Origin of the sequence: Streptomyces sp. Inha503 (genome assembly GCF_047215865.1) — a bacterium.
GTDB classification, from domain to species: domain Bacteria; phylum Actinomycetota; class Actinomycetes; order Streptomycetales; family Streptomycetaceae; genus Streptomyces; species Streptomyces lycopersici.
In genome coordinates, this window is the sequence record NZ_CP178360.1 from 10523428 (window position 1) to 10545908 (window position 22481).

Sequence of the window (22481 nt, forward strand, 5' to 3'; positions counted from 1 at the left end):
CGCTCACCGCTCCGTCGACAGCGGCGCCAGCCGGGCCTGGGGGCGGCCCTGCGCGGCCGCCGCGAGCCCCACGACGATCTCGTCGGCGCGCGGCCCGTCCGCCACCCGCACCTCGATGCTCTGGTGGTGCGAGCGGATGGTGGCGTCGGTGATGTGCTTGAGCGGGATGTCGAAGACCGTGCCCGCGGCGGCTCGCTTCTCCACGGCCGGGAGCAGGGTGGTGGCGTTCGCCGCGCGGCGGAAGTGGTCGCCGAACTTGAGGGTGTGGATCAGCGCGGAGCCATGCTCGACCTCCCCGTCGAGGCCCACGATCGCGGCCTTCCCGTACGCCTCCACCGGCGCGCCCAGGGCCTCGACCACGCGCGGCGCCAACAGCTCGCCCAGCTTCGGCGCCACCTCGTCGATCCCCGGCAGCAGATCAGCCACGAAGCCCTGCCCGGCCCAGGGGTTCTCGATGACGGCGAGCACCACGGCCGTACGGGCGGGCGGGTCCACCGGGCGGCCGCCCTCGCTGTGGATGTCCTCGGTGAAGGTGATGATCTTGCGGATGTTCACGTCACGGTCTCCAGGTCGTCCAGATCGGCGAGGCGGATGAGGGGGTCGGTGGCGCGGTCCCCGATCCGGGCGTTCGGGCGGGGGCCGGACGCCCCGGCCGCGATCACGACGATCTCGTCCGGGCGGGGCGCGTCGGGGATACGGATCTGGCAGGTCTGGTAGTGCGAGCGGGTCGCGGCCGCGGTCTTGTGCCACAGCGGCACGGTCAGCGGTTCACCGGCCGGCAGCCGGTCGTCGCTGAAGACGATGATCGAGGTGCCCTCGGTCAGCTCGCGGAAGACATTGCCGAAGAACGGGGTGTGGATCAGCGCGCCGCCGTGTTCGATCTCCCCGTCCAGACCGACGATCGCGGCCTTGCCGAAGGACTCGATCCGGTCGACCCCGCCCAGCGCCTCGCTGATCCGGTCGGTGAGCAGCCGGGCCAGCCCCGGTGCGATCCGCTCGACCTCCGGCCCCAGGTCGGCGACGAAGCCGCCGCCGGCCCAGGGGTTGCTGATCACCGCTGCCGCCGCGACCCGGCGCACCGGCGCCGCGACCGGGCGGCCGAGCTCCAGCAGCAGCTCATCGGCGACGGTGACGACCTTGCGCAGCCGTGCCTCAGCCATGACCGCCACCGGTGGTGAACCGCGGCATGACCTTCTCGGCGAACAGCTCCAGGCTGCGCATGGCGTTGCGGTGCGGCAGACCCGGGTGGGTGGTCCACAGCAGCAGGTGTTCCAGGCCCACCTCGTCGCGCAGCTCGGCGATCTTCTCCGAGACATACTCCGGCGTGCCGACCAGCAGATTGCGCTCGCGCAGGAAGTCGAAGGACAGCTCATGGGCGTCGGTGAGCTCCTCGCCCGCCTCCATGAGGTTGGACAGCCCCCGCCAGTGCATGATCCACCGGTAGGTGGTCATCAGCGCCTCTTCGAACTCGGCGCGCGCCTGCTCCATGGTGTCGGCGACATACACGTCGCGCACCAGGCCGATGCCCTCGCCCAGCGCGTACTCACGCCCGGACGCCTGGCTCGCGGTGTCCCGGTAGAGCTCGAACCGCTCCTTGAGCGCCGAGACCGGCGGGAGCCAGAAGAGCCCCTGGACACCGTCGGCCGCGGCCGACTTGATCGAGCGGGGGCTGTCGATCACCTGCCACAGCGGAGGGTGCGGCCGCTGTAGCGGAAACGGCGTGACCTGCATCTTCGTGATGACACCCGCATCGGTGTACTCCGGGGTGGCGGGGGAGAGGGGGTGGTTCCACTTCACCCCGGGGGAGGGGAACTCGTAGAACCGGCCCCGGTGCGAGAAGAACTCGCCGCTCCACGCCTTGCGCAGGACCTCCACGGTCTCGTCGTACAGGGCGCGGTTCTGCTCCTGGTCGCGCGGGTCGGCCAGGGCGTTGAGGTTGAGCGCCTCGCGGCCGTACAGCCCCCGGCCGAGGCCGACCTCGACCCGGCCCCCCGAGAGCTGGTCGAGCATCGCGATGTCCTCGGCGAGCCGCAGCGGATGCCAGAAGGTGGCGATCGAGGCCGCCTGGCCGATCCGGATGTGTTCGGTACGGGCGGCGATGTCCGCCCCCATCAGCACCGGGTTCGGGGTGATCTCGATCGCCTCGTGCCCGAAGTGGTGCTCGGTGTACCAGGTGGACCAGAAGCCCGCCCGGTCCGCGGTGACCGCGAACTCCCGGGCCTCGTTCATGACTTCGGCGTACTCACCGAGACGGCCCGGGGCACCGAGGTTGTGGAATATCGAAAAGCGCATGCAGCGTCCGTCCTGTTCTTCCGGCTCACGCTGTGCCATGGCAGGGAGGCTAGGAGTCCGTATCGGGCCCGTCAAGGGCCGACATTGGAAAAACAACCTTGACCTGTGGCTTTAGTGAGCGCTCGGAACTTTCTCGGCTCATCTGTCCCAAGGTGTTGACAGCCGCCGACGGCCTTTCTACGGTCCTCTGCCATACAAGAGCTGACTGAGGGAAGACGTCATGACGCACACTCTTGACCGCACCGCCCGCATCCGCTCCACCTGGCAGGCGGTCTGGGACCGGGGCGAGGTCGACGCGCTCGACCAGCTGCTCGGCCCCGCCTATGTACGCCGCCGCGGGCCCGCCGCGGCCCCCCAGGACCGAGAGCAGTTCAAGGAGTCCATCCGCGCCATCCGCCGGGCCTTTCCCGATCTCCGCACCGAGATCGAGGAGATCGTCGAGGACGGCGAATCGCTGGCGATCCGCTGGCGCAGCACCGGCAGCCACACCGGCGACTTCCTCGGAGTCCCGGCCACCGGCAGGCCGGTCGAGGTCTCCGGCGCCACCTTCACCCGCTTCGACCACGGTGTGGTCAGCGAGGAGTGGGTGACCTGGGACCCGCGCCAGCTGCTGGAGGCGCTCGGGATCATCACCACCACCCAGCAGGCGGCCGTGGACGCCGATGTGGTCCGTGGTGTGCACCGCAAGTTCATCACCGGTGTCACCGTCGTGACCTGCGACGACGACGGTAAGCCCCGGGGGCTCGCGGTGAACGCGTTCGCCAGCATCTCACTGGACCCACCGATGGTGCTGGTCTGCGTGCAGCGCACCTCCACGACCCATCCCGCGCTGCACCGGGCGAGCCATCTGGGGATCAACATCCTCGCCGCCGGTCAGCTCGATGTGGCCAAGACCTTCGCCTCCAAGGCCGACGACAAGTTCGCCGGGCTGTCCTGGACCCCCGGCGAGTTCGGCGTCCCGCTGATCGACCGGTCCTGCGCCCAGCTGGAGGTGGAGATCGGCGAGCGGCTGGAGGCCGGCAGCCACACCGTCTTCACCGGCCGGGTGGTGTCCGCCCGCCATGAGGAGCTGGCCCCGCTGGTCTACAGCGGCGGTGGCTTCTTCGACATCTCCCAGACCGCGCCGCTGCCGTGGTGAGACACCGCCGCCCCGATCCGCGGCGCCACCGGACCCCCGCCACCCCCTGACGCCCACTCCTCCCGTCCCAGGAGCACGCCCATGACCCACGATGACACGGCGCCGGTGTACGGCAGCGCGGTCACCAAGGTGGAGCCCTTCGGGGTCGACCACATCCCCGACAACGAGCGGCACGGCAAGCCCAGTTCGCAGTTCTTCGTCTGGTTCGCCGCCGGTCTCAACTTCCCCATCATCCTGCTCGGGTTCAGCGCGGTCGGGCTCGGCCTCAGCTTCGGCGCCGCCGTCGCCGCCATCGTGGTCGGCGCGGGTCTCGGCTCGCTGCTGATGGCCGTGATGTCCCGGATGGGGGTACGGCTGGGGGTGCCCCAGCAGATCCAGGCGCGGGGCCCGCTCGGCTTCTTCGGCAACTTCCTGCCGGTGGCGTACATCAATGTGTTCGCCGGGGTCGGCTGGGCCGCCGTGACCGTGATCCTCGGCGGCAAGGCCATCGCCGAGCTGACCCATCTGCCCTTCTGGGTCTGCGGACTGGCGCTCACCCTGGTCGAGCTGGTGGTGTCCATCTACGGCTACAACATGATCAATTTCCTCCAGCGGGTGCTGACCTACGTCCTCACCCCGCTGTTCGTGATGATCACGGTGGTGGCCCTGGTTCGGGGCGCGGGCACGTTCGACGCCGACCCGAAGGCGGCGGACTACGTCGGCTCCACCGGCGGCTGGATCACCTTCGGCGGCTGGTTCCTCTCCTTCCTCGTCGCCTGGGCGCCGTTCGCCTCGGACTACTCGCGCTATCTGCCGGACTCGCCGAGCGTGGTGAGGCGCACCGCCTGGTACACCGGGCTCGGTAACTTCGTCACCATCTGCTGGCTCGGCATCCTCGGTGTGCTCCTCGGCTCCAACGCCACCAGCACCGACTCCATCACCGCCCTGCACCAGCTGACCGGGCCGTTCGCCATCCCCGCGCTGATCGCCATCGGGCTCTCCGCGCTCGCGCAGAACTTCCTCAATGTCTACGGCGGCGCGATCTCCGTCCAGACGCTGAAGGTGCCGGTCACCAGGACCCAGGCCGTCACCCTCATCTGCGCGCTGGCGTATGTGATCAGCCTGTGGGGACACTCCGGGACCGAGGACAAGTTCTCGGTGTTCCTCAACCTCACCGCGTACTTCATCGCGCCGTTCGCCACCGTGCTGCTGCTCGACTACCACCTGGGCGGCCGCTCCGACCCCAACCGGATCGCCGAGCTGTACGACCGCGGGCGGGTGCTCTCCTGGGGCTTCGTCGCCTGGACCGGCGGGGTGCTGGCCTCGGTGCCGTTCTGGCAGTCCGACCTCTACACCGGGGCGTTCGCCTCGGCGTATCCACACGCGGGCGATCTGAGCATGTTCGTCGCGGCGGGCGCCTCGGCGGTGCTCTACCTGCTGACCTACCGGCTGCGGCCGCTGTGGACGCGGGACACCCCCGGCACGGCCGAGCCCCAGCAGCAGAAGACGGCGGCGGTGGCGGGATCCTGACGGAGCGTCAATGAGCCTGGGCGGGCGGTGTCGCGAACGGCGGCGCCGCCCGCCCTTCGGCGCGCCCTCACCCCTTCCCGCTATCGCCTCCGGCGCGAGGGCGCGGGGCGCTCGGCGGGTGCGGGGTCGATACAGCGCGACTGGGCGTGTTCGTACACCATCGTGCTCTGCACATCCGCCACCTCACGGCGCTCGGTGAGGCGGTCGATGACGAACGCGTACAGCCCATTGGTGTCCGGCACCGCCACATGGATGAGGAAGTCATGGGCGCCGGAGGTGACGAACAGCCCGATGGTCTCCGGCAGCTGGGCGGCCCATTCCCGGAACCCCTCGATGACCGGCCGGGACGGCGGGCGGATCCGCACCGAGATCAGCGCCTGCACGGGGCGGCCGACCGCCTCCAGGTCGACGGCGGCGTGATAGCCGCTGATGATGCCGCGCTCCCGCAGCGCCCGGACCCGCTCCAGGGAGGTCGACGGCGAGACCCCGGTGCGCAGGGCCAGCTCGCGATTGGTCTGCCGTGCATCGTTCTGAAGCTCCCGCAGAAGAGCGCGGTCGAGTGCATCAAGTTCCACGAAAGCGCTCCCTTGCCTGAGGAAATTCGGCGAGCCGTGCCCCGGCTCGGATGGATGGGTACCGTCCACCACATTAGCCATCGACAAGGAGTACCGCTCGTGTCCGTTCCCCAGCTGTCCGACGAGGACGTACGCACCGATCAGTCCACCCGGCAGGCGAAGCTCAAGTGGGTGATCGTCGTGAACGAGGAGCTGCCCGCGGGCCGGGCGGTGAACGCGGCCGCCTGCATGGCCGCCGCCGTCGGCCGGGCGATGCCGGAGCTGCTGGGGCCGGACGGCACGGACGGCTCCGGCGCCGGCCACCCGGGGCTGCCGTGGGCCGGCTGCTCGATCCTGGCGGCCGGCCCGGCGGCGCTGCGCGAGCTGCGGGCCAGGGCCGCCGAGAAGGACGATCTGTTCCTCGTCGACATGCCAGGGCAGGCCCAGACCTCACGGGTCTACGACGAGTACCTCGACAGCCTGGCCGGCACCAAGACCGAGGATCTCGACTATCTCGCGGTGAGCATCGTCGGCCCGCGGAACAAGGTGAGCAGGCTCATCGGGAAGCTCCCCCTGCTGCGCTGACCTCCGTGCCACCCGGCGTGGCCGGATCGCCCAGCGCGTAGGGGGCGAGGATGTCGGCGATGGCCCGGTTGCGCGGGGTGGCGACCCTCAGGTCGGCGCCGAGGTCGGCCACGGCCCCGCTGAGCCAGCCCAGTTCCAGGCGGTTGCCGCGCAGCAGGTCGTTGTGCATCGAGGACGTCATGGTGGCGGGCAGCGTGTCGCAGAAGGCGAGCCGGTCGTCGGCGAAACCGGGGTCCAGGTCCACCCCCTTGGCCCGTCCCACCGCGACCACCTCGTGCATCACATCGCGCAGCAGATCCCGTGACCCGGGATTCCCGCGGACCACGCCGATCGGCTGCCGCACCGCCGACGTCGTCCCGGAGAGGCCCACCAGGAAGACGAACTTCTCCCAGATGGTGCGCTCGATGTCCCCGCTGATCTCCGCGTCGACACCGGCCGCGAGACAGCGGTCGAGGAAGTGGCGGGCGCGCGGGGACTCCTTGCGGTCGTACTCCCCGAACACCAGCCGCTGCAAAGTGCCGTTGTGCACCACCACCCCCGGCTCCTCGATGAACGCCGAGATATAGCCGACCCCGCCGAGGACCGACCCCGCGGGCAGATGGCGCCGCAGCTCCGCGTCCTTCTGGACTCCGTTCTGGAACGACACGACCGCGGCGCCGCTCTCGGCGAGGGGTGCCAGCTGCCGGGCGACGTCCCCGGTGTCCCACAGCTTCACCGCCACCATGACGAGATCCGGGGCCTCGAGGTCGGAAACCGTCGGCACGACCGCCTCGGACGGCACCCGCAGGTCCCCCAGCGGGCTGCGCACCGTCAGCCCCTTCTCCCGGATCGCCGCGAGGTGGCGGCCCCGGGCCACGAAGGTGACCTCATCCCCCGCGGCGGCGAGCCGCGCACCGAAGTATCCGCCGACGCCACCCGCGCCGATGATCGCGATCCGCATGATGTCCCCTCGTCCTCAAGTTGGGCTTAGTAACCCTTCAGGCGGTTACTATATTCGCATGGATCCCTCGACGGAGCAGGTCCCGCGGCCGCGGGTCACCGCTCGGCTGCGGGCACTGCGCTTCGACGCCGGCAGCCTCGCCCTGAACCTCGTCGCCTCCCTCGGGCGGCGCGGCAGCACCCCGATCGAGCGCCTCGGCACCCTCGACCGGCTGCGGGAGTGGTGCGACGGCGTCGGGCTGCGGCTCCACGACGAGGCCGTCACCGAGGAGTTCCTCACCGAGCTGCGCACGCTGCGCGAGGCGGCGTACGACGTGGTGGCGGCGGCCGTCCACGGCCGGGCCCCGGCCGCCGCGTCCGTCGCGCTGCTCAACGACCGGGCGCGCCCCGCCCCACCGCAGCCGCTGCTGAGGGCCACCGGTGCCGGGGTCGAGGTGGACGGCGCCGATCGTCCGCTGTCCGGGCGGGAGCTGGAGTCGGCCGTCGTCCGCGACCTCATAGCGGTGCTCGGAGACCCGGAGCGGCGCGCGGCGCTGCGAGCGTGCGACTCCTCCCTGTGCACCATGATCTACCTCGACCCCACGCCGGGCAGAAGGCGCCGGTGGTGCTCCATGCGGCTGTGCGGCAACAGCGCCAAGGCCGCGAAACACCGGCGGCGGCAGGCGTCCGCCGCCCCGGCCGGGTCCTGACGCCCCCGTGTGCCGGGCGGGTGTTGCGGAAGCCCGGCGCTCCCAGGGCCGCTGTTTCCGGTGGGCGGCCCGGGGCACCCGAGGTGACCGGAGGATTGCCGATGGCCGAAGAGAGCGACACCGACCCCGCACCGAAAGCACGACACCCCGGCCGGGCCTGCGCTTCCGGGGGAGCGGTGGCCGCCGTCGCGCTGACCGTGGCGACCGGGGCGATGGACGCGATGAGCTTCCTGGCCCTGGGCGGCGTCTTCACCAGCGTCATGACCGCCAATCTCTCCCTGCTCGGCATGTCCACCGCGTCCCTGGACGCGACGCTCGCCCGGGACTCCGCGGTCGCCATGGGCGGATACATCGTGGGCGCGCTGGTCAGCGGCCGGATCGTGCGCGGCTCCCGGCCGGCCCTGCGGGCCCGGTGCGCGCTCACGGTGGAACTGTTCGCGCTCGGCGGGCTCTGGGCGGTGTGGGCGTCCGCCGGCGGCCACCCCGCCGGTGACCGGCAGCTCGGGCTGCTGGCGGTGGCGGCGCTCGCCATGGGAGGCCAGAGTGGTCTGGTGCGGGCCGTCGGGCCGCCCGGCTTCTCCACCACGTATCTCACCGGCACCCTGACCGGGGTGCTGGTCGACGCGGTGCGCAGCGGAACGCTGCGCCGGCTCAGCATCGCGCTGCTGGCGGGCCTGGTGGTGGGCGCCGCGGCCGGCGGGCTGCTGGTGGCCCACGCCGCGCGGGCCGCGCCCGCCCTGCCGACCGGGCTGGTCGGCCTCGTTCTGCTGGCGTCCCTGACCTCCCTGGCCCGGGATGCCCAGGGCCATCTCTGGCCCCACGCCGAGTAGTCCGCCCCAAGACCGCCCGCTCCGGGGCGGGTTGACCGGTGATTCACTCTTCCAGCGGGGCGTCATCCGATGTCAGACTCGGCCCGTGACCGACTTTGACATGCTTGTGATCGGGTCCGGGCCTGGCGGCCAGAAGGCTGCCATCGCAGCCGCGAAGCTCGGTCGCCGGGTAGCCGTCGTCGACCGTAAGGAGATGGTGGGCGGGGTCTCCCTGCATACCGGAACCGTCCCGTCCAAGACCCTGCGCGAGGCGGTGCTCTATCTCACCGGACTGACCCAGCGGGACCTCTACGGCCAGAGCTACCGGCTCAAGGAGGAGATCACCGTCGCCGATCTGACGGCCCGCACCCAGCATGTGGTCGGCCGTGAGGTGGACGTCGTCCGCAACCAGCTGTCCCGCAACCGGGTCGCGATGTTCTCCGGCACCGGGCGGTTCGTGGACGACCACACCGTGGCCGTCACGGACGCCACCGGCCAGGAGCAGCTGCTCACCGCCCGGCACATCGTGATCGCCACCGGCACCCGCCCGGCCCGCCCCGCGAGCGTGGAGTTCGACGAGCGGACGATCATGGACTCCGACAGCGTCCTCAACATGGAGCGGGTGCCACGCTCCATGGTCATCGTGGGCGCCGGGGTGATCGGCATCGAGTACGCCTCGATGTTCGCCGCCCTGGGCAGCAAGGTCACCGTGGTCGAGCAGCGCGAGGGGATGCTGGACTTCTGTGATGTCGAGATCGTCGAGGCGCTGAAGTACCGGCTGCGCGACCTGGCCGTCACCTTCCGCTTCGGCGAGACCGTGGCGGCCGTCGAGAGCCATCAGCGGGGCGCCCTGACCATCCTCGAGAGCGGTAAGAAGATCCCCGCCGACGCGGTGATGTACTCCGCGGGACGCCAGGGGCTCACCGACGCGCTGGACCTCGCCAAGGCGGGGCTCACCGCCGACCGGCGGGGCCGGATCGCGGTGGACGAGCACTACCGCACCGCCGTGCCGCACATCTACGCCGTCGGCGATGTGATCGGCTTCCCGGCCCTGGCCGCGACCTCCATGGAGCAGGGGCGGAGCGCGGCGTACCACGCCTGCGAGGAGCCGGTGAACCCGATCCACCACCTCCAGCCGATCGGGATCTACAGCATCCCCGAGATCAGCTTCATCGGCCGCACCGAGGACCAGCTCACGGACGAGAAGGTGCCCTTCGAGGTCGGGGTCTCCCGCTATCGCGAGCTGGCCAGGGGCCAGATCGTCGGCGACGGCCACGGCATGCTGAAGCTGCTGGTCTCCCCGGAGGACCGGCGGCTGCTCGGGGTGCACTGCTTCGGCACCGGCGCCACCGAGCTGATCCACATCGGCCAGGCCGTGATGGGCTGCGGCGGCACCGTCGACTATCTGGTGGACGCGGTGTTCAACTATCCGACCTTCGCCGAGTCCTACAAGGTCGCCGCGCTCGACGCCACCAACAAGATGCGCGAGGTGGACCACCTGCGGGACTGACCCCCGGCCCTCTTCCGCACTCCATCCCGGATATCCCTTTTGGGATACTGGGAGGCAGACCGGGAGGAGGGCTGAGATGACTCGCGCAGTCGGTATTGACCTGGGTACGACGAACTCGGTCGTATCGGTCCTGGAGGGCGGCGAGCCGACCGTCATCACCAACACCGAGGGCGCCCGGACCACCCCCTCGGTGGTGGCCTTCGCCAAGAACGGCGAGGTGCTGGTGGGGGAGGTCGCCAAGCGCCAGGCGGTGACGAACGTGGAGCGCACCGCGCGATCGGTCAAGCGCCACATGGGCGAGGACCGATGGCGGTTCCCGGCCACCGGCGACGTGGACGGCAAGCGCTACACCGCGCAGGAGATCTCCGCGCGGGTGCTCCAGAAGCTCAAGCGCGACGGAGAGGCGTACCTCGGCGAGGACGTGACGGACGCCGTGATCACCGTCCCCGCGTACTTCAACGACTCCCAGCGCACCGCCACCAAGGAGGCGGGCGAGATCGCCGGGCTGAAGGTGCTGCGGATCATCAACGAGCCGACGGCCGCCGCCCTGGCGTACGGGCTGGACAAGGAGAACGACCAGACCATCCTGGTGTTCGACCTCGGCGGCGGCACCTTCGACGTCTCGCTGCTGGAGATCGGCGAGGGGGTGGTGGAGGTCAGGGCCACCAACGGCGACACCCACCTCGGCGGCGACGACTGGGACCAGCGGATCGTGGACCATCTGGTCTCCCGCTTCAAAAACGGCTACGGCGTGGATCTGGCCCGGGACAAGATGGCGGTCCAGCGGCTGCGCGAGGCATCCGAGAAGGCCAAGATCGAGCTCTCCGCGGCCAGCGAGACCACGATCAACCTGCCCTACATCACCGCCTCCGACCAGGGCCCGCTGCACCTGGACGAGAAGCTCACCCGCTCGCAGTTCCAGCAGCTGACCGAGGACCTCCTGGAGCGCTGCAAGGCCCCCTTCCACCAGGCGATCAAGGACGCCGGGATCAAGACCTCCGACATCGACCATGTGATCCTGGTCGGCGGCTCCACCCGGATGCCCGCCGTGACCGGCCTGGTCAAGGAGCTGACCGGCAAGGAGCCGCACAAGGGCGTCAACCCGGACGAGGTCGTGGCGATCGGCGCCTCCCTCCAGGCCGGTGTCCTCAAGGGCGAGGTCAAGGACGTGCTGCTGCTGGACGTCACCCCGCTGTCCCTCGGCATCGAGACCAAGGGCGGCATCATGACCAAGCTGATCGAGCGCAACACCACGATCCCGACCAAGCGCTCGGAGGTCTTCACCACGGCCGAGGACAACCAGCCGTCGGTGCAGATCCAGGTCTTCCAGGGCGAGCGCGAGATGGCCGCGTACAACAAGAAGCTCGGGATGTTCGAGCTGACCGGGCTGCCGCCCGCGCCGCGCGGGGTGCCGCAGATCGAGGTGGCCTTCGACATCGACGCCAACGGCATCATGCATGTCTCCGCCAAGGATCTCGGCACCGGCCGGGAGCAGCGGATGACCGTCACCGGCGGCTCGGCGCTGCCGAAGGACGACATCGACCGCATGATGCGCGAGGCCGAGAGTTACGCGGAGGAGGACCACAGGCGCCGCGAGGCCGCCGAGACCCGCAACCAGGCCGAGTCGCTCGTCTACCAGACCGAGAGGCTGCTGCGGGACCAGGCCGACAAGGTGCCCGGGGACGTCCGGCAGGAGGCCGAGGTGGCGGTCGCGGATCTGAAGAGGACGCTCGAGGGCGAGGACACCAACGCGATCCGCGAGGCCACCGAGCGGACCGCCACCATCGGGCAGAAGATCGGCACCGCGATCTACGCCCAGGCCCAGCAGTCCGGCCCGTCCCCCGGCGGCGGATCGAGTGGCCCCTCCGGCGACGGAGAGGGCCGGGCCCACGCGTCCGAGGAGGACGTCGTGGACGCGGAGATCGTCGACGATGAGAAGACCGGGGACGAGCCCAAGGGCGGCGCCGGCTGACCGTCACCGCCTCCGGAGCGGCCCGACCGTCACCGCCTTCCGGAGCGGTCCGATCGTCACTGGCTTCCCGACCGTCACTGCTTCCTGGCCGGCTCGCCCCGGCGCGCCGACACCTCCACGAGTTCCGAGCGCCCCTTCGCGTTGAGATGCAGGATCGGAATGGCCTTGTTGCGCGGGTTGCCATTGTTCTGGAACGAGATGAACCCACTCGCCCCCGGTACCTGCTGACGGCTGTTCATCTGGTGGAACATCCGCGCCACCGATTCCCCGGTCACATCGCCCAGCGCCGCCATCTGGATGCCCTGGGCGGCGGTGAGCACCGCGTCATGCGCCATGATGGCCTGGCCGTCCTGGTGCTGGTCGTCGGGGAACCACTTGGCCAGCAGCCCGCCCGGCTGGAAGTGCTGGGCCGACGGGCGGGAGACGGAGTCGGGGTCCTCCTTCCACATATCGGGGTGCGCCAGGCCCGTGTAGAGCACCCGCACCTTGCTCTCGGCGGCGTGGGCCAGGTCATCGGCGGTGAGGTTGGTGGTGTCGTCGCCGGTGATCACCATGAACTCCCGGTTCTGGCACGGACGGTTGGCGATCGCGTCCAGGAACCGGGTGAGGTGCTTGCCGCGGCCCGCGAAGAAGACCGCCTCCGGCTTCTGGTCGCACAGCTGCCCCGGCATATAGCGCAGCTCGTTCTCCCAGGCGCCGCGCACCGAGGAGTCATAGGTCATCCTGTCCGCCACCAGCTCGTGGCCCTCGATGTCCTGGAAGACCTTGGTGAAGGCGTCACCGAGGGTCTTGGCGTAGTAGTTCTCCCGCGCGTCGTCCTGGACCACCACCGCCCGGCGGACCTTCTCCTTCTTGAGATACGCGGAGGCGGCGTACGCCTCGTCCACATTGGTCGGCGAGACCCGGACGAGCCCCTTGATGCCCTCTATGTTGGTGGCCGTCATGGTGCTGGCGACCAGGGCGAGACCGTTGTCGGACAGCCGCCTCAGCGCGTCGAGGTTCTGGGTGTCGCTGGGGCCGAGCCCGGTGACCGCGACGAGCTTGTCGTCGGAGGTCTTCCGGTCGATCAGCTCATCGACGGTGTGCTCCCAATGGGCCGCGCTGCTGCCCATGTTGGCGATCAACAGCTTGATCTTGGGGGAGGAGGAGAGATCGCCGCGGTTGTGCCGGTACTGCGCCAGATACGCGCCCTCGAGCTCATGCCGGACCGATTCCTCGGAGTTGCTGTCGTCTTCGGTCAGCGTGAACGAGGTCATATAGGCGACGCTGACGTACTTGTCACCGTGCTTCTCCACCAGTTCGTTCTCCGCCTTGATCTTCTTCTCCACGGGCGCCAGGTGGCCGGCGAAGGTGTACGAGCCGTCGGTGACGCCCACGCACTCGTGGTCGTCGCCCATCTTGACGACGCCGTCACCGCACCGGGCCCGCCTGTCCTCGATCCAGTTCACGGTGAGCGGGATCGCCACCGCGAGCACGGCCAGGACGATCACGCCGATCACCACTCGGCGCACGATGTGCAGCGGCCATTCCAGTCTCGGCACCGGTCTCACCCCTCGCTCGTCGACGTCAGCGGATGGCGCCAGTGGCGGTACCGCTCCGCCTCGTTGAACAGGGCCACGATGTCGTTCCTCCGCAGTCGTGAGAGCTGGTTGAAGCCGTCGGCGATCATGTCGTTCAGCCGCATCCCGGGGTCGGCCAGCGGATCGCTCCACACCCAGCGCACCGTGATCAGCTCCCGGATCACCGAGGCCGTGGTGACCGCCTCCGGGGGCTCGTCCGGGGCGAGGTCGGCGAGCAGCTCCAGCGGTCCGCCGGCCTGGCCCAGCCGGTTGGGGGCGGCCGTGATGGTGTTGAACTCGCTGATCCACTGCGCCGCGGGCACCGCCGGGAAGCGCTCCACCAGATACCCGGTCACCTCGTCGATCCGCTCCGCCGCCAGCCGGTGGTACATCTCCTGGACCGGGCGGCCCTCGGACCTGAAGTGCTCGGCCAGCAGCTCGTGCACCGCGTCCCAGTCGTCCGGACGCCCGGCCAGCCGCCACAGCAACAGCCGCCGCAGCCAGGGGTGCAGGGCCGGGGTCACGGTGCCCGGGCTGTGCAGCAGCCAGCGGCCGCGTACCTCGCCGAACAGCGAGTCGCCCGAGCCCAGCAGCCGGGTGCCGATGGACAGGTCGCGCGCCGCCGCGCACTCCTCGAGCGCCACCCGCCGCGCGGGGTCGAAATCGCGCAGCAGATGGTCCAGGGCGGCCTCCGCCAGCGTCCGGGTGTCCTCGCCCTCGCGCGGTGTGCGGTCCGGCAGGGTGCGCAGCCAGCGGTCCTGCTCGGCGCCGTCCTCGACCGGCACGGACGAGTGCCGGAGCAGCTCCAGGACCAGGCTGACCGCCCGGGGCAGCCCCGCGGTCAGCCGGTGGACGAAGGGCGCGAGCCGGGTGAACGGCGCGAGGTCGGGGTGGTGGCGCAGCTCCAGCTCGATCCGGATCCGCACCTCGTCCAGATTGAGGTCGCGCAGCCGCAGCGGATACCACCAGGTGTCATCGCTGTCCCGGCCCGGCCGGTGCTCGCTCCAGTCGGCCAGGGAGGCCCGGTCCGGGCCGCGCAGCCGCCACGGCCACTGGTCGCCGGTGGCCGGGCCCCAGCGGGGCAGCCACCGGTTGGAACTCGCCACGACGGTGAGCGGATCGCAGTCGGCGCCCGCCATCACGGCGTCGTCATGGCGGGTCCGGATCAGCAGATCGAGAAAGCGACGGCCGTACTCGGTATGGGAGTTGTCGAGCATCAGCAGATACGAGCGGGGCATGAACGAATGGCGCACATTGTCGCGCATGTCCTCCAGCAGGGCCGAGAACAGCACCCGGTCCAGCCGCTCCTGATCGTCCTCGTCCCCGTCGTGGCGCCACAGGTTGAGCTCGACCAGCGCCTCCCACGGATCCCGGCTCCGCAGCAGCGGATGGCCGCCGTACCAGGCCGCGCTGCTGGTGAACTTGCGGCCCGGCAGCCGCCTCCGGCCGCGCCGCAGCGCGTCCCGCAGCAGCGCGAGCGCCGCCGTGGAGGCGCCGTCGGGAGCGCCCACGGCGCCTCCGGCCACCTCGAAGAAGGCGGCGAGATAGTCGCCGTAGCGCGCCTCCGCCTGCTCCTGGAACGCGTCCAGCTCCCGCCGGATGTTGCGCCGCCCCTCCGCCAGGCTCGTCATCCGCAGCTGGTGGTCGGAGGCGAGCAGCCCGAGCGTCAGCCGCGGGAAGTGCGAGCGGCGGTAGCGCGGCAGCTTGCGCTCCAGCTGGCGCGCGAGCAGCGCCAGGGCGTACCGCGGCAGCAGGGCCTGCTCACCGCCGACATTGACATACGCGAACGGCGTCTCGGGGCCGAACTTCTCCATCAGCGCGCCATGGGCGTCGCTGGCCCCACTGCCGCGCGGCCCCAACAGCATGATCACCGGCCGCTCGTCCGTGGGCTCCAGTCTGAGGCACTCCCCGACCAGACTGATGATCCCGCTGCGGCCTCTTAAGCCCACACCCATTCCGGATTCCGCCACGTGCCCCCGTCCCCCCGTTCAGGCCCCCCGTCGGCAACTAGGGGTCCTTTACCCACATTCACCCCTTCGATAGCGGGCCGTTCCCCAACGTACTCCGGGTGCGGGCGGCACCGATATCCCTTTCCCGCCGTGAGGTTCCACCGGCCGCGAGGCGCCGCCCCCGCTCAGCGGGGGAAGACCTCAAGCCGGGTGGGCGCGGGCCGCCCCGGCGCGGGCAGACCGAGGCCGCGACGTCCCGGGGTGACCGACCCCAGCACGCTGGCACGGCGGGCACCGGTGCAGCTCGGCACCGTACCGGCCAGCCCATGGGCGGTCAGGAAGGCGAGGACGGCGAAGGCGTACGCCTCCTTCGCCGCCGCCGGAAGACCCAGGTCGTCGGAGGTCCGCAGCGCGATGGGGCCCAGTTCCCGGCGCAACGCTCCCATCAGGGTGGGGTTGCGGGTGCCGCCGCCCGAGGCGATCACCTCCGTGGCATGCACCGACCGCACCGCGTCGGCCACCGTCCGGGCCGTCAGCTCGGTGACGGTGGCGACCACGTCATCGTCCGGCACCGGGCCCGTGGCGGCCAGGGCAGCGCGCAGATAGGACACGTGGAACAGCTCCTTGCCCGTCGTCTTGGGCGCGGGCAGCGCGTAGTACGGCTCGGCCAGCAGCCGCTCCAGCAGCGGCTCGTGGACGGAGCCGCGCGCCCCCATGGCGCCGTCCGCGTCATGGTCAAGACGCCCGCCCGTCAGATCGCCGACCGCGGCGTCGATGAGCGCGTTCGCCGGGCCGGTGTCGAAGGCCAGCGGCTCCCCGGCGCCCGAGACCACCGTGATGTTGGCGATCCCGCCCAGGTTCAGGGCGGCGCACACACCGGGCCGCCCGCGCAGCCACAGGACGTCCACCAGGCTGACCAGAGGAGCGCCCTGGCCGCCCGCGGCCACATCGCGGGTGCGCAGATCGGAGACCACCGGGCAGCCGGTGGCCTCGGCGATCCAGGCGGGCTGGCCGAGCTGGAGCGTCCCGTGCACCCGACCGCCCTCGGCCCAGTGGTACACCGTCTGGCCATGGGAGCCGATGAGGTCCGTACGCCCCTGGCACAGCTCCCGGTCGGCGCGGACCGCGAGCGCGGCGAACGCCTGGCCGATCCGGGTGTCGAGCGCGCACACGTCCCGCATGGTGGTGGCCGCCGGGGGCAGCGCGGCGCTCAGCGCCGACCGCAGCGCCTCCGGATACGCCTCGCTGACCAGCCCCAGCGGCGCCAGCACCACGGTGTCGCCGTCGAGCACGAGATCGGCCGCCGCGGCGTCCACCGCGTCATGGGACGTGCCCGACATCAGTCCGATCACCCGCATGGTGTCTCCTCCTCCCGCTCGGCCCCCGTCGTGGGGCGCGCCGCGTCGGGCAGCGCGCCGCGGTGGTTCTCCCCGCGCAGGGTGAACAGGGCGACCACGCTGATGGCACAGGTCACCATCACGTAGTAGGCCGGGATGTCGACCTCGCCGGTGTGCTTGATCACCTCGGTGATGATGAGCCCGGCGCATCCGGAGAACACCGCGTTGGACAGCGCGTACGCCAGCCCGAGGCCCGTATAGCGGACCCGGGTCGGGAACATCTCGGCGAGCATGGCCGGACCGGGCCCCGCCACCAGGCCCACCACCACGCCCGCCACGAAGACCGCCGCCCCCTGGACCCAAGCCGAACTGCCCGGATCCTGTAGGACGTTGAGCAGCGGGAAGGCCAGCACCGCCACCAGCGCGGCCCCGGTCAGCATCACCGGCCGCCGCCCGATCCGGTCGCTGAGCAGCCCCGCCGGGAGGATGGCGAGCGCGAAGCCCGCGTTGGCCACCACGGTGGCGACCAGCGCCTGCTGGAAGGTGGCGTTCAAGGTGGCCTGGAGATACGAGGGCATGACGACCAGGAAGGTGTAACCGGCCGCCGCCCAGCCCATGATGCGCGCGGCCCCCATGACGATCGCCCCGGCCACCTCACGGGGGTCCGCCACCCGCTCCGGCCCGGCGGCCGACGCCGGGCCGGTGTCCCCGTCCGCCGCCGCGCGGAAGAAGGGGGTCTCCTCCAGCCTCAGCCGCAGCCACAGGGCCACCAGCCCGATCGGCAGGGTCAGCAGGAACGGCAGCCGCCACCCCCAGTCGCCCAGCGACTCCTCGCTCATCACGGTGGCCAGCGCCGCCGCCACCCCGGCCCCGGCCAGCAGCCCCAGCGCCACGGTGAACGACTGCCACGCCCCGTACAGCCCGCGGCGGCCCGGCGGAGCGAACTCCGTCATGATCGACACCGCGCCGCCGAACTCCCCGCCCGCGGAGAGACCTTGGAGGATCCGCAACAGGGTGAGCAGCCAGGGCGCGGCCGCGCCCAGCGTGTCGTACGTGGGCAGCGCCCCGATGAGCGTCGTGGCGCCGGTCATCAGCAGCAGTACGAGGATCAGCGTGGGCCGGCGGCCGATCCGGTCGCCGACCCGGCCGAAGACGGCGGCGCCGATGGGGCGGAAGAAGAACGCGATCCCGAAGGAGGCGTAGGTCTTGACCAGGCCCTCGAGCTCATTGCCGCCGTGCGGGGTGAAGAAGTTCGCGGCGATGATCGTCGCGAAGAAGCCGTAGACACCGAACTCGTACCACTCGATGAAGTTGCCGACCGAACCGGCCACCAGCGCACGGCGCGGGGCCCGCCCGGCGACACGCTCACTGGGATCCGCTGGGGACGTCGTCACATCCGGGCCCTTTCAGCCGTCACCGCCAAGGGGATGTGATGTCCGTACCCGTCAGGGAGCGCGGTTACCGGTGCGAGCCCGGCTCCAGCGGCGCCCGAGGTCCGGGCAGATCCCGTACGGCCCCGGGGGCCGGTCAACGCGGTGCCGTACGCGCCGTCAGCCGCGCAGCACCGCGTTGCACTCCCGCTGGAGCGCGATGTCCTGCCACATCGGATGCTGGGGCGCCGCGTTGGAGCACACCACCGCGCCCCACGCGCCCACCCGTGCCGACTCCTCTACGGCGCGGCGGCAGAACGCTGCCCCCACCGGGCCCTCCTCGAAGGTCCCGTGCAGCGGGGTGTAGCCGATCCAGCCCTCGCCGAAGACCAGCGGGACCCCGCTCGCGGCCGCCCAGTCCGCCGCCGCCTCGATCCAGGTGACCAGCCGCTGGTCCATCGCCAGCCGGTGCAGGGCGTAGCGGTCGTACAGCCAGGCGTCCCAGCGGTCGGGGTCGCACCAGTCGTGGACGTAGATCTCCCGGGGGCCGACCGTGGTGGCCTCCAGCCGCCAGCGATCGCCGGGCGGCGGGGCCCAGTCGGCCAGGTCGGGGGCGCCGGGGCGCAGCAGCTCCCGGCGGGCCGCCTCCTGGGGGAAGGGGCGGGCCCGGTCGCGGACGGCGAAGGTGGTCAGCAGCTCGTCCAGTACCCCGTAGACATAGGGGTGGAAGACCGCCACATCCACCTCGCGGGGGATCCCGCGCAGCGAACCGACCGGCACCTTCGCGTAGTTGACCGTGACCGGCCGGCTGGGGTGGCGCTCCTTGAACCGGGCGATGCCCCGCTCCAGCCGTGGCCGCAGGGCGACGACCTTGTCCACGCCGTCCAGCCCTTCGGCGAGCCGGCTGCCCTGGACCTCGTTGTGCAGCTCGGTGAAGGCGATCCGGTCGTCCAGACCGTGGATCACCAGGAAGTCGATCAGATCGGCCAGCGCGTCCGCGAGCGCCTCGGCGCGCCGCTCGGGATCCACGGCCATCAGCGCGTCGAACCAGGCGCGGTCCTCGCCGAACGACGGGCTCTGCTGGTACTCCCAGCTGGAGAGGATGACGAAGCAGTCATGGCGAAGAGCCGCCTCGAACAGCTCGCGCAGCCACGCCCGTCCGTCGATCTCGCCCCCGCCGCCCAGGTCGTACCAGCGCATCCGCTGCCCGTACGCGCCGCCCAGCGCCGACGGCCGCAGCTTGGTCGTATCGAGCCGGGAGCCGAAGAGCAGGAACGGCATGGCGCAGACGCGCACCGTGTTGTAGCCGCGGGCCACGGCGTCCGCGAAGGCGCGGTCGAGATCGGCGAAGGGCTCATCCGGGCCGGTGCGGGTGTACCAGCTGAAGTCCCAGAGTGAGATGGTCAGTTTGTCCGGCAGGTGCGGCGACAGCGTCACAGGGGGCTCCCCGCGGTCGGCGGCTCGGCGATGACAGAGACGAGAGATCGGTTCATCGTCCGGGGGTGCCCATGGGCTGTCAAGATGTATCCATAAATAATGGCCATTGCTGGTCGCGCCGACTATTGCGGGGCGGCCCCTCTTGTTGGGGGCGGCCCCTCCTATTGGGGACGGCCCCTCAGGCGATCCAGCCGTAACCGGGTCGTGGTCTGCGCGAGGCCGGGGGCGCGCCCACGCCCTCCAGGTCGTGCTCGGCGGCCCGGACCAGTTGCTGCCCCAGATCGCTGAGCGCGCGCCCGGCCGCGAGCTCATCGCCGATCACGGGCACGTCCTCGTCGTCCGGGTTGCACCGGGCCAGTCCCCGGCCGGTGAGCGCCGTGGACCCGGTGTCCAGCTCCACCCGCGCCCTGGTCCGCCCCTCGTCCTCGGAGAGATAGAGATGGACCTTCCACTCCACTGTGTGCGACATGGTCTGCTCCTCACCTTCTGGCGGCACCTTCTGGCCGCACCTTTCTGGCGGCACCTTCTGGCGGCCGCTTCTGGTGCCCAGAAGCGGCCGGACCCCGCGGCGGCGGCCGGAGCCCCGCTCAGCGGCGGTTCCTGCCGGACCACGCGGGCTCCACCACCTTCCACTCTGCCTCCCAGCGCGCGTAACGCCTGCGGTCCAGGGCCCGCCGGACCCGGGCCCGTCCCGTGAACGCGAGCGCGGCCACCGTCGCCGCGGTGATACAGCCGGTGAACCAGCCCATGGTCCGCGCGGTCGACGGGGAGGAGGGCGGCTGCGCCAGGGCGCCCTCGCGGTTCACCCAGACCCGTACCCGGTCCCCCGAGTCGCCGTCGCCCGCCACCGTGGCGGTGCCCGTATGGCGCTCACCGTCGTCCGCGACCCAGCGCACCCTCGCCTGCCGCGGCTCCCGCACATCGCTGTGGGCCGGGCCGGGGGTGGCATCGGCGAGCCGTGCGGTGATCTGGTGCCGGGCCGAGGTCTCGGCGGCCACGACGCGCATCTGGGAGGCGTGTGCCGCGTACCCCGCGCTGATCGCGGCGGCCGGCAGCCCGACCACGAGGATCAGCGCGAACAGCACGGTGCACCAGGTCTGGATCCGGTCCGTCCGGCGGCGCAGCGGGTTGGGCCCCTTGGTCGGACGCTTGAGCAGGGGCGGACGCGGCCCGAATACGCGTCGCGGTCCGTGGGTGTTCATGGTCTGGCCTCCAGCGGGTGCTGACGCCGGCGCGCGGTCGCGCGGGCGTCGGGGTCAGGTGCGCGGGGCGGGCTGATAGGCGCCGGGCACCATCCGCGCGCTGATCGCCGTGCGGTTGTAGGCGTTGATCACGACGGCGGCCCAGATCACGGCCGCCACCTGCGGTTCGTCGAAGACCTCGCGGACGGACGCATAGACCTCGTCCGGCACATGGCCGTCCTGGATCGAGGTCACCGCCTCGGTCAGCGCGAGCGCGGCCCGCTCCCGCTCGGTGAAGAACGGGGTCTCCCGCCAGGCGGCGAGGGTGTGGATCCGCTGCTCGGTCTCGCCCTGGGCGCGGGCGTCCTTGGTGTGCATGTCCAGGCAGAACGCGCAGCCGTTGAGCTGCGAGGCGCGGATCCTGACCAGTTCCAGTAGCTCGGGCTCGACCCCCGCCGCCCGGGCGGCCCGCACCGCCGCCCGGTGCAGCTCGCCCATCGCGGCGGACACCTCGGGGGCGAGGCCCTTCAGATCCAGCCGGGCGGTGGTGCGGGCCGGGGTGGTCGTCGTCATCGGTGAACTCCGTTCGTCGCGGTCAGTCGCGGTCGGTTGCGGTCGGTCGCGTTCGGTCGTGGTCAGGGGGTCGGGGCCATCAGGGCCTCGGGACCGTCAGGGAATCGGGGCGGTCAGGGGATCGGGAACGCCGTCGAGCCAGGTCTGCCAGGAGGCGGCGCGCAGCGCCGGGCCCGCCCGCAGCGGGCGGCCCAGCCACGCGGTCACCGGGCGGATCCCGTGCACCGCGTTGACCAGCCACACCTCACGGCCGTCCAGCTCCTGCACGGTGCGGCGGCGGTGCTCGGTGCGGACGCCAAGCTCGGCCGCCCGGTCCTGGATCAGGGCCGAGGTCACGCCCGCCAGCAGCGGAAGCTCCGGGGGCGGCAGACACAGCACGTCGTCCTCCCACCACAGGACGCTCGCCGCCGTGCCCTCGAGCACCAGCCCGGAGGGGGTGGTGAGCAGCAGCTCCTGCGCGCCGCGGGCCGCCGCCCGCTCCCGCAGATGCGCGAGGAGGGCGAGGTCGGGGCCGGTGCGCCGGGGATGCGACCGCGGATCGAACTCCTCGGTCAGGCATACGGTCACATTGACCGTCCGCGGCGGCGCGGGCCGGACCCGCAGGAACAGCCGGGCCGGTTCCGGACCCGCCAGCTCGACCCGGGGGAACCACCGCTCGGTGCGGGGCAGAGCGGCGATCGCGTCGCGCCAGAAGCTCTCGATCCGGGCGGGGGAGTCGCCGCTCGCCTCGACGCACGCGGCGACGAACCGGCGGCGGTGGCGGTCGAGCCCGCGCACCCGCCCGTCGTCGATCAGCCAGGAGTCGGCGGCCAGCAGCGCGCTGTCCGGCACCGCCCGGGAGGGCATCAGCCCGCCGTCCTCGCGCCACATCAGCGTCCACTGCTTATGGTCCGACGCGTCGGCGTGACCGACGTTCTGTGTGGCGACCATGTCCGCTTCCACGTCTCCGTCCCGATGTGCTCGACTTTCCCGATGTGCTCGATGTGCTCGATGTCCGACCGCACTGCCCCGGTGTCCTACGTCCGCGTTCCGTTGTTGCGTTTTTCCGTCGTCCGGCCGGGTTCCTAGCCGCGCTCGC

The 22481-nt window shown here is 71.4% G+C and carries 21 protein-coding genes; 7 read left to right on the forward strand and 14 right to left on the reverse strand.

The genetic code is table 11. The annotated features are described in order from the left end of the window. Positions 1-3 precede the first annotated feature (3 nt). Genes ACJX2R_RS44140 through ACJX2R_RS44150 form a run of 3 tightly spaced genes read right to left on the reverse strand, consistent with a single transcriptional unit; the run spans position 4 to position 2292 of the window. Complete coding sequence (locus tag ACJX2R_RS44140) at positions 4-555, reverse strand: amino acid synthesis family protein (protein ID WP_020866230.1); 552 nt, start codon at positions 553-555, stop codon at positions 4-6. Continuing rightward, positions 552-1160 carry an amino acid synthesis family protein gene (locus tag ACJX2R_RS44145; RefSeq protein WP_044580908.1) on the reverse strand — a complete coding sequence of 203 codons (609 nt, stop codon included), beginning with the start codon at positions 1158-1160 and terminating at the stop codon, positions 552-554. Before ACJX2R_RS44145 ends, ACJX2R_RS44140 begins: the two co-directional genes overlap by 4 nt. Continuing rightward, positions 1153-2292: an LLM class flavin-dependent oxidoreductase gene (locus ACJX2R_RS44150; RefSeq protein ID WP_413104664.1), complete on the reverse strand. Its 1140-nt coding sequence runs from the start codon at positions 2290-2292 to the stop codon at positions 1153-1155. Before ACJX2R_RS44150 ends, ACJX2R_RS44145 begins: the two co-directional genes overlap by 8 nt. Before the next feature lie 220 nt (positions 2293-2512). On the opposite strand from ACJX2R_RS44150, the gene ACJX2R_RS44155 reads away from it, so the two are divergent. Then, positions 2513-3430 (forward strand): flavin reductase, encoded by a 918-nt coding sequence (locus ACJX2R_RS44155; protein WP_413104665.1) that lies wholly within the window; start codon positions 2513-2515, stop codon positions 3428-3430. Between the two features lie 81 nt (positions 3431-3511). Then, a complete protein-coding gene (locus ACJX2R_RS44160; RefSeq protein ID WP_413104666.1) occupies positions 3512-4939 on the forward strand; it encodes a purine-cytosine permease family protein in 1428 nt (475 codons plus the stop codon). Positions 4940-5019: 80 nt separating this feature from the next. Here the strand turns inward: ACJX2R_RS44160 and ACJX2R_RS44165 are convergent, their stop codons facing one another. Continuing rightward, complete coding sequence (locus ACJX2R_RS44165; RefSeq protein WP_059144620.1) at positions 5020-5514, reverse strand: Lrp/AsnC family transcriptional regulator; 495 nt, start codon at positions 5512-5514, stop codon at positions 5020-5022. Between the two features lie 99 nt (positions 5515-5613). On the opposite strand from ACJX2R_RS44165, the gene ACJX2R_RS44170 reads away from it, so the two are divergent. Continuing rightward, a complete protein-coding gene (locus tag ACJX2R_RS44170; protein WP_413104667.1) occupies positions 5614-6078 on the forward strand; it encodes a DUF2000 domain-containing protein in 465 nt (154 codons plus the stop codon). Here ACJX2R_RS44170 and ACJX2R_RS44175 read toward each other — a convergent pair. Then, the gene (locus ACJX2R_RS44175) at positions 6050-7018 is read right to left on the reverse strand and encodes a ketopantoate reductase family protein (RefSeq protein WP_413104668.1); all 969 of its coding nucleotides are present in this window, start codon (positions 7016-7018) and stop codon (positions 6050-6052) included. The genes ACJX2R_RS44170 and ACJX2R_RS44175 overlap by 29 nt on opposite strands. Positions 7019-7076: 58 nt before the next feature. On the opposite strand from ACJX2R_RS44175, the gene ACJX2R_RS44180 reads away from it, so the two are divergent. The 4 genes from ACJX2R_RS44180 (at position 7077) to dnaK (ending at position 11997) form a co-directional block, all read left to right on the forward strand. Continuing rightward, entirely contained in the window at positions 7077-7706 is a 630-nt protein-coding gene (locus ACJX2R_RS44180; protein ID WP_413104669.1) for a CGNR zinc finger domain-containing protein, read from the forward strand. A 101-nt stretch (positions 7707-7807) separates the two neighbouring features. Next, entirely contained in the window at positions 7808-8536 is a 729-nt protein-coding gene (locus ACJX2R_RS44185; protein WP_413104670.1) for a YoaK family protein, read from the forward strand. Positions 8537-8621: 85 nt separating this feature from the next. After that, entirely contained in the window at positions 8622-10025 is a 1404-nt protein-coding gene (sthA, locus tag ACJX2R_RS44190) for a Si-specific NAD(P)(+) transhydrogenase (RefSeq protein WP_262702331.1), read from the forward strand. A gap of 76 nt (positions 10026-10101) precedes the next feature. After that, positions 10102-11997, forward strand: coding sequence for a molecular chaperone DnaK (dnaK, locus tag ACJX2R_RS44195; RefSeq protein ID WP_413104671.1), 1896 nt, complete (start codon positions 10102-10104; stop codon positions 11995-11997). 74 nt (positions 11998-12071) lie between these two features. Here the strand turns inward: dnaK and ACJX2R_RS44200 are convergent, their stop codons facing one another. From ACJX2R_RS44200 to ACJX2R_RS44240, 9 genes are all read right to left on the reverse strand, one after another. Next, a complete protein-coding gene (locus ACJX2R_RS44200) occupies positions 12072-13538 on the reverse strand; it encodes an ABC transporter substrate-binding protein (RefSeq protein ID WP_413104672.1) in 1467 nt (488 codons plus the stop codon). A gap of 5 nt (positions 13539-13543) precedes the next feature. Continuing rightward, positions 13544-15526: a hypothetical protein gene (locus ACJX2R_RS44205; RefSeq protein WP_413104673.1), complete on the reverse strand. Its 1983-nt coding sequence runs from the start codon at positions 15524-15526 to the stop codon at positions 13544-13546. Positions 15527-15690: 164 nt separating this feature from the next. Next, positions 15691-16863: an anhydro-N-acetylmuramic acid kinase gene (locus ACJX2R_RS44210; protein WP_413104674.1), complete on the reverse strand. Its 1173-nt coding sequence runs from the start codon at positions 16861-16863 to the stop codon at positions 15691-15693. Beyond that, a complete protein-coding gene (locus tag ACJX2R_RS44215) occupies positions 16854-18236 on the reverse strand; it encodes an MFS transporter (RefSeq protein WP_413104675.1) in 1383 nt (460 codons plus the stop codon). The genes ACJX2R_RS44210 and ACJX2R_RS44215 overlap by 10 nt, the downstream gene beginning before the upstream one ends. Before the next feature lie 156 nt (positions 18237-18392). Beyond that, positions 18393-19649: a cellulase-like family protein gene (locus ACJX2R_RS44220; protein ID WP_413104676.1), complete on the reverse strand. Its 1257-nt coding sequence runs from the start codon at positions 19647-19649 to the stop codon at positions 18393-18395. A gap of 178 nt (positions 19650-19827) precedes the next feature. Beyond that, on the reverse strand, positions 19828-20118 hold the full coding sequence (locus ACJX2R_RS44225; protein ID WP_262702324.1) for a DUF1876 domain-containing protein: 291 nt from the start codon (positions 20116-20118) through the stop codon (positions 19828-19830). Between the two features lie 118 nt (positions 20119-20236). Further along, positions 20237-20851, reverse strand: coding sequence for a hypothetical protein (locus ACJX2R_RS44230; protein WP_413104677.1), 615 nt, complete (start codon positions 20849-20851; stop codon positions 20237-20239). A gap of 54 nt (positions 20852-20905) precedes the next feature. Continuing rightward, positions 20906-21403 (reverse strand): carboxymuconolactone decarboxylase family protein, encoded by a 498-nt coding sequence (locus ACJX2R_RS44235; protein ID WP_413104678.1) that lies wholly within the window; start codon positions 21401-21403, stop codon positions 20906-20908. A 96-nt stretch (positions 21404-21499) separates the two neighbouring features. Then, complete coding sequence (locus ACJX2R_RS44240) at positions 21500-22333, reverse strand: aminotransferase class IV (RefSeq protein WP_413104679.1); 834 nt, start codon at positions 22331-22333, stop codon at positions 21500-21502. Positions 22334-22481 lie beyond the last annotated feature (148 nt).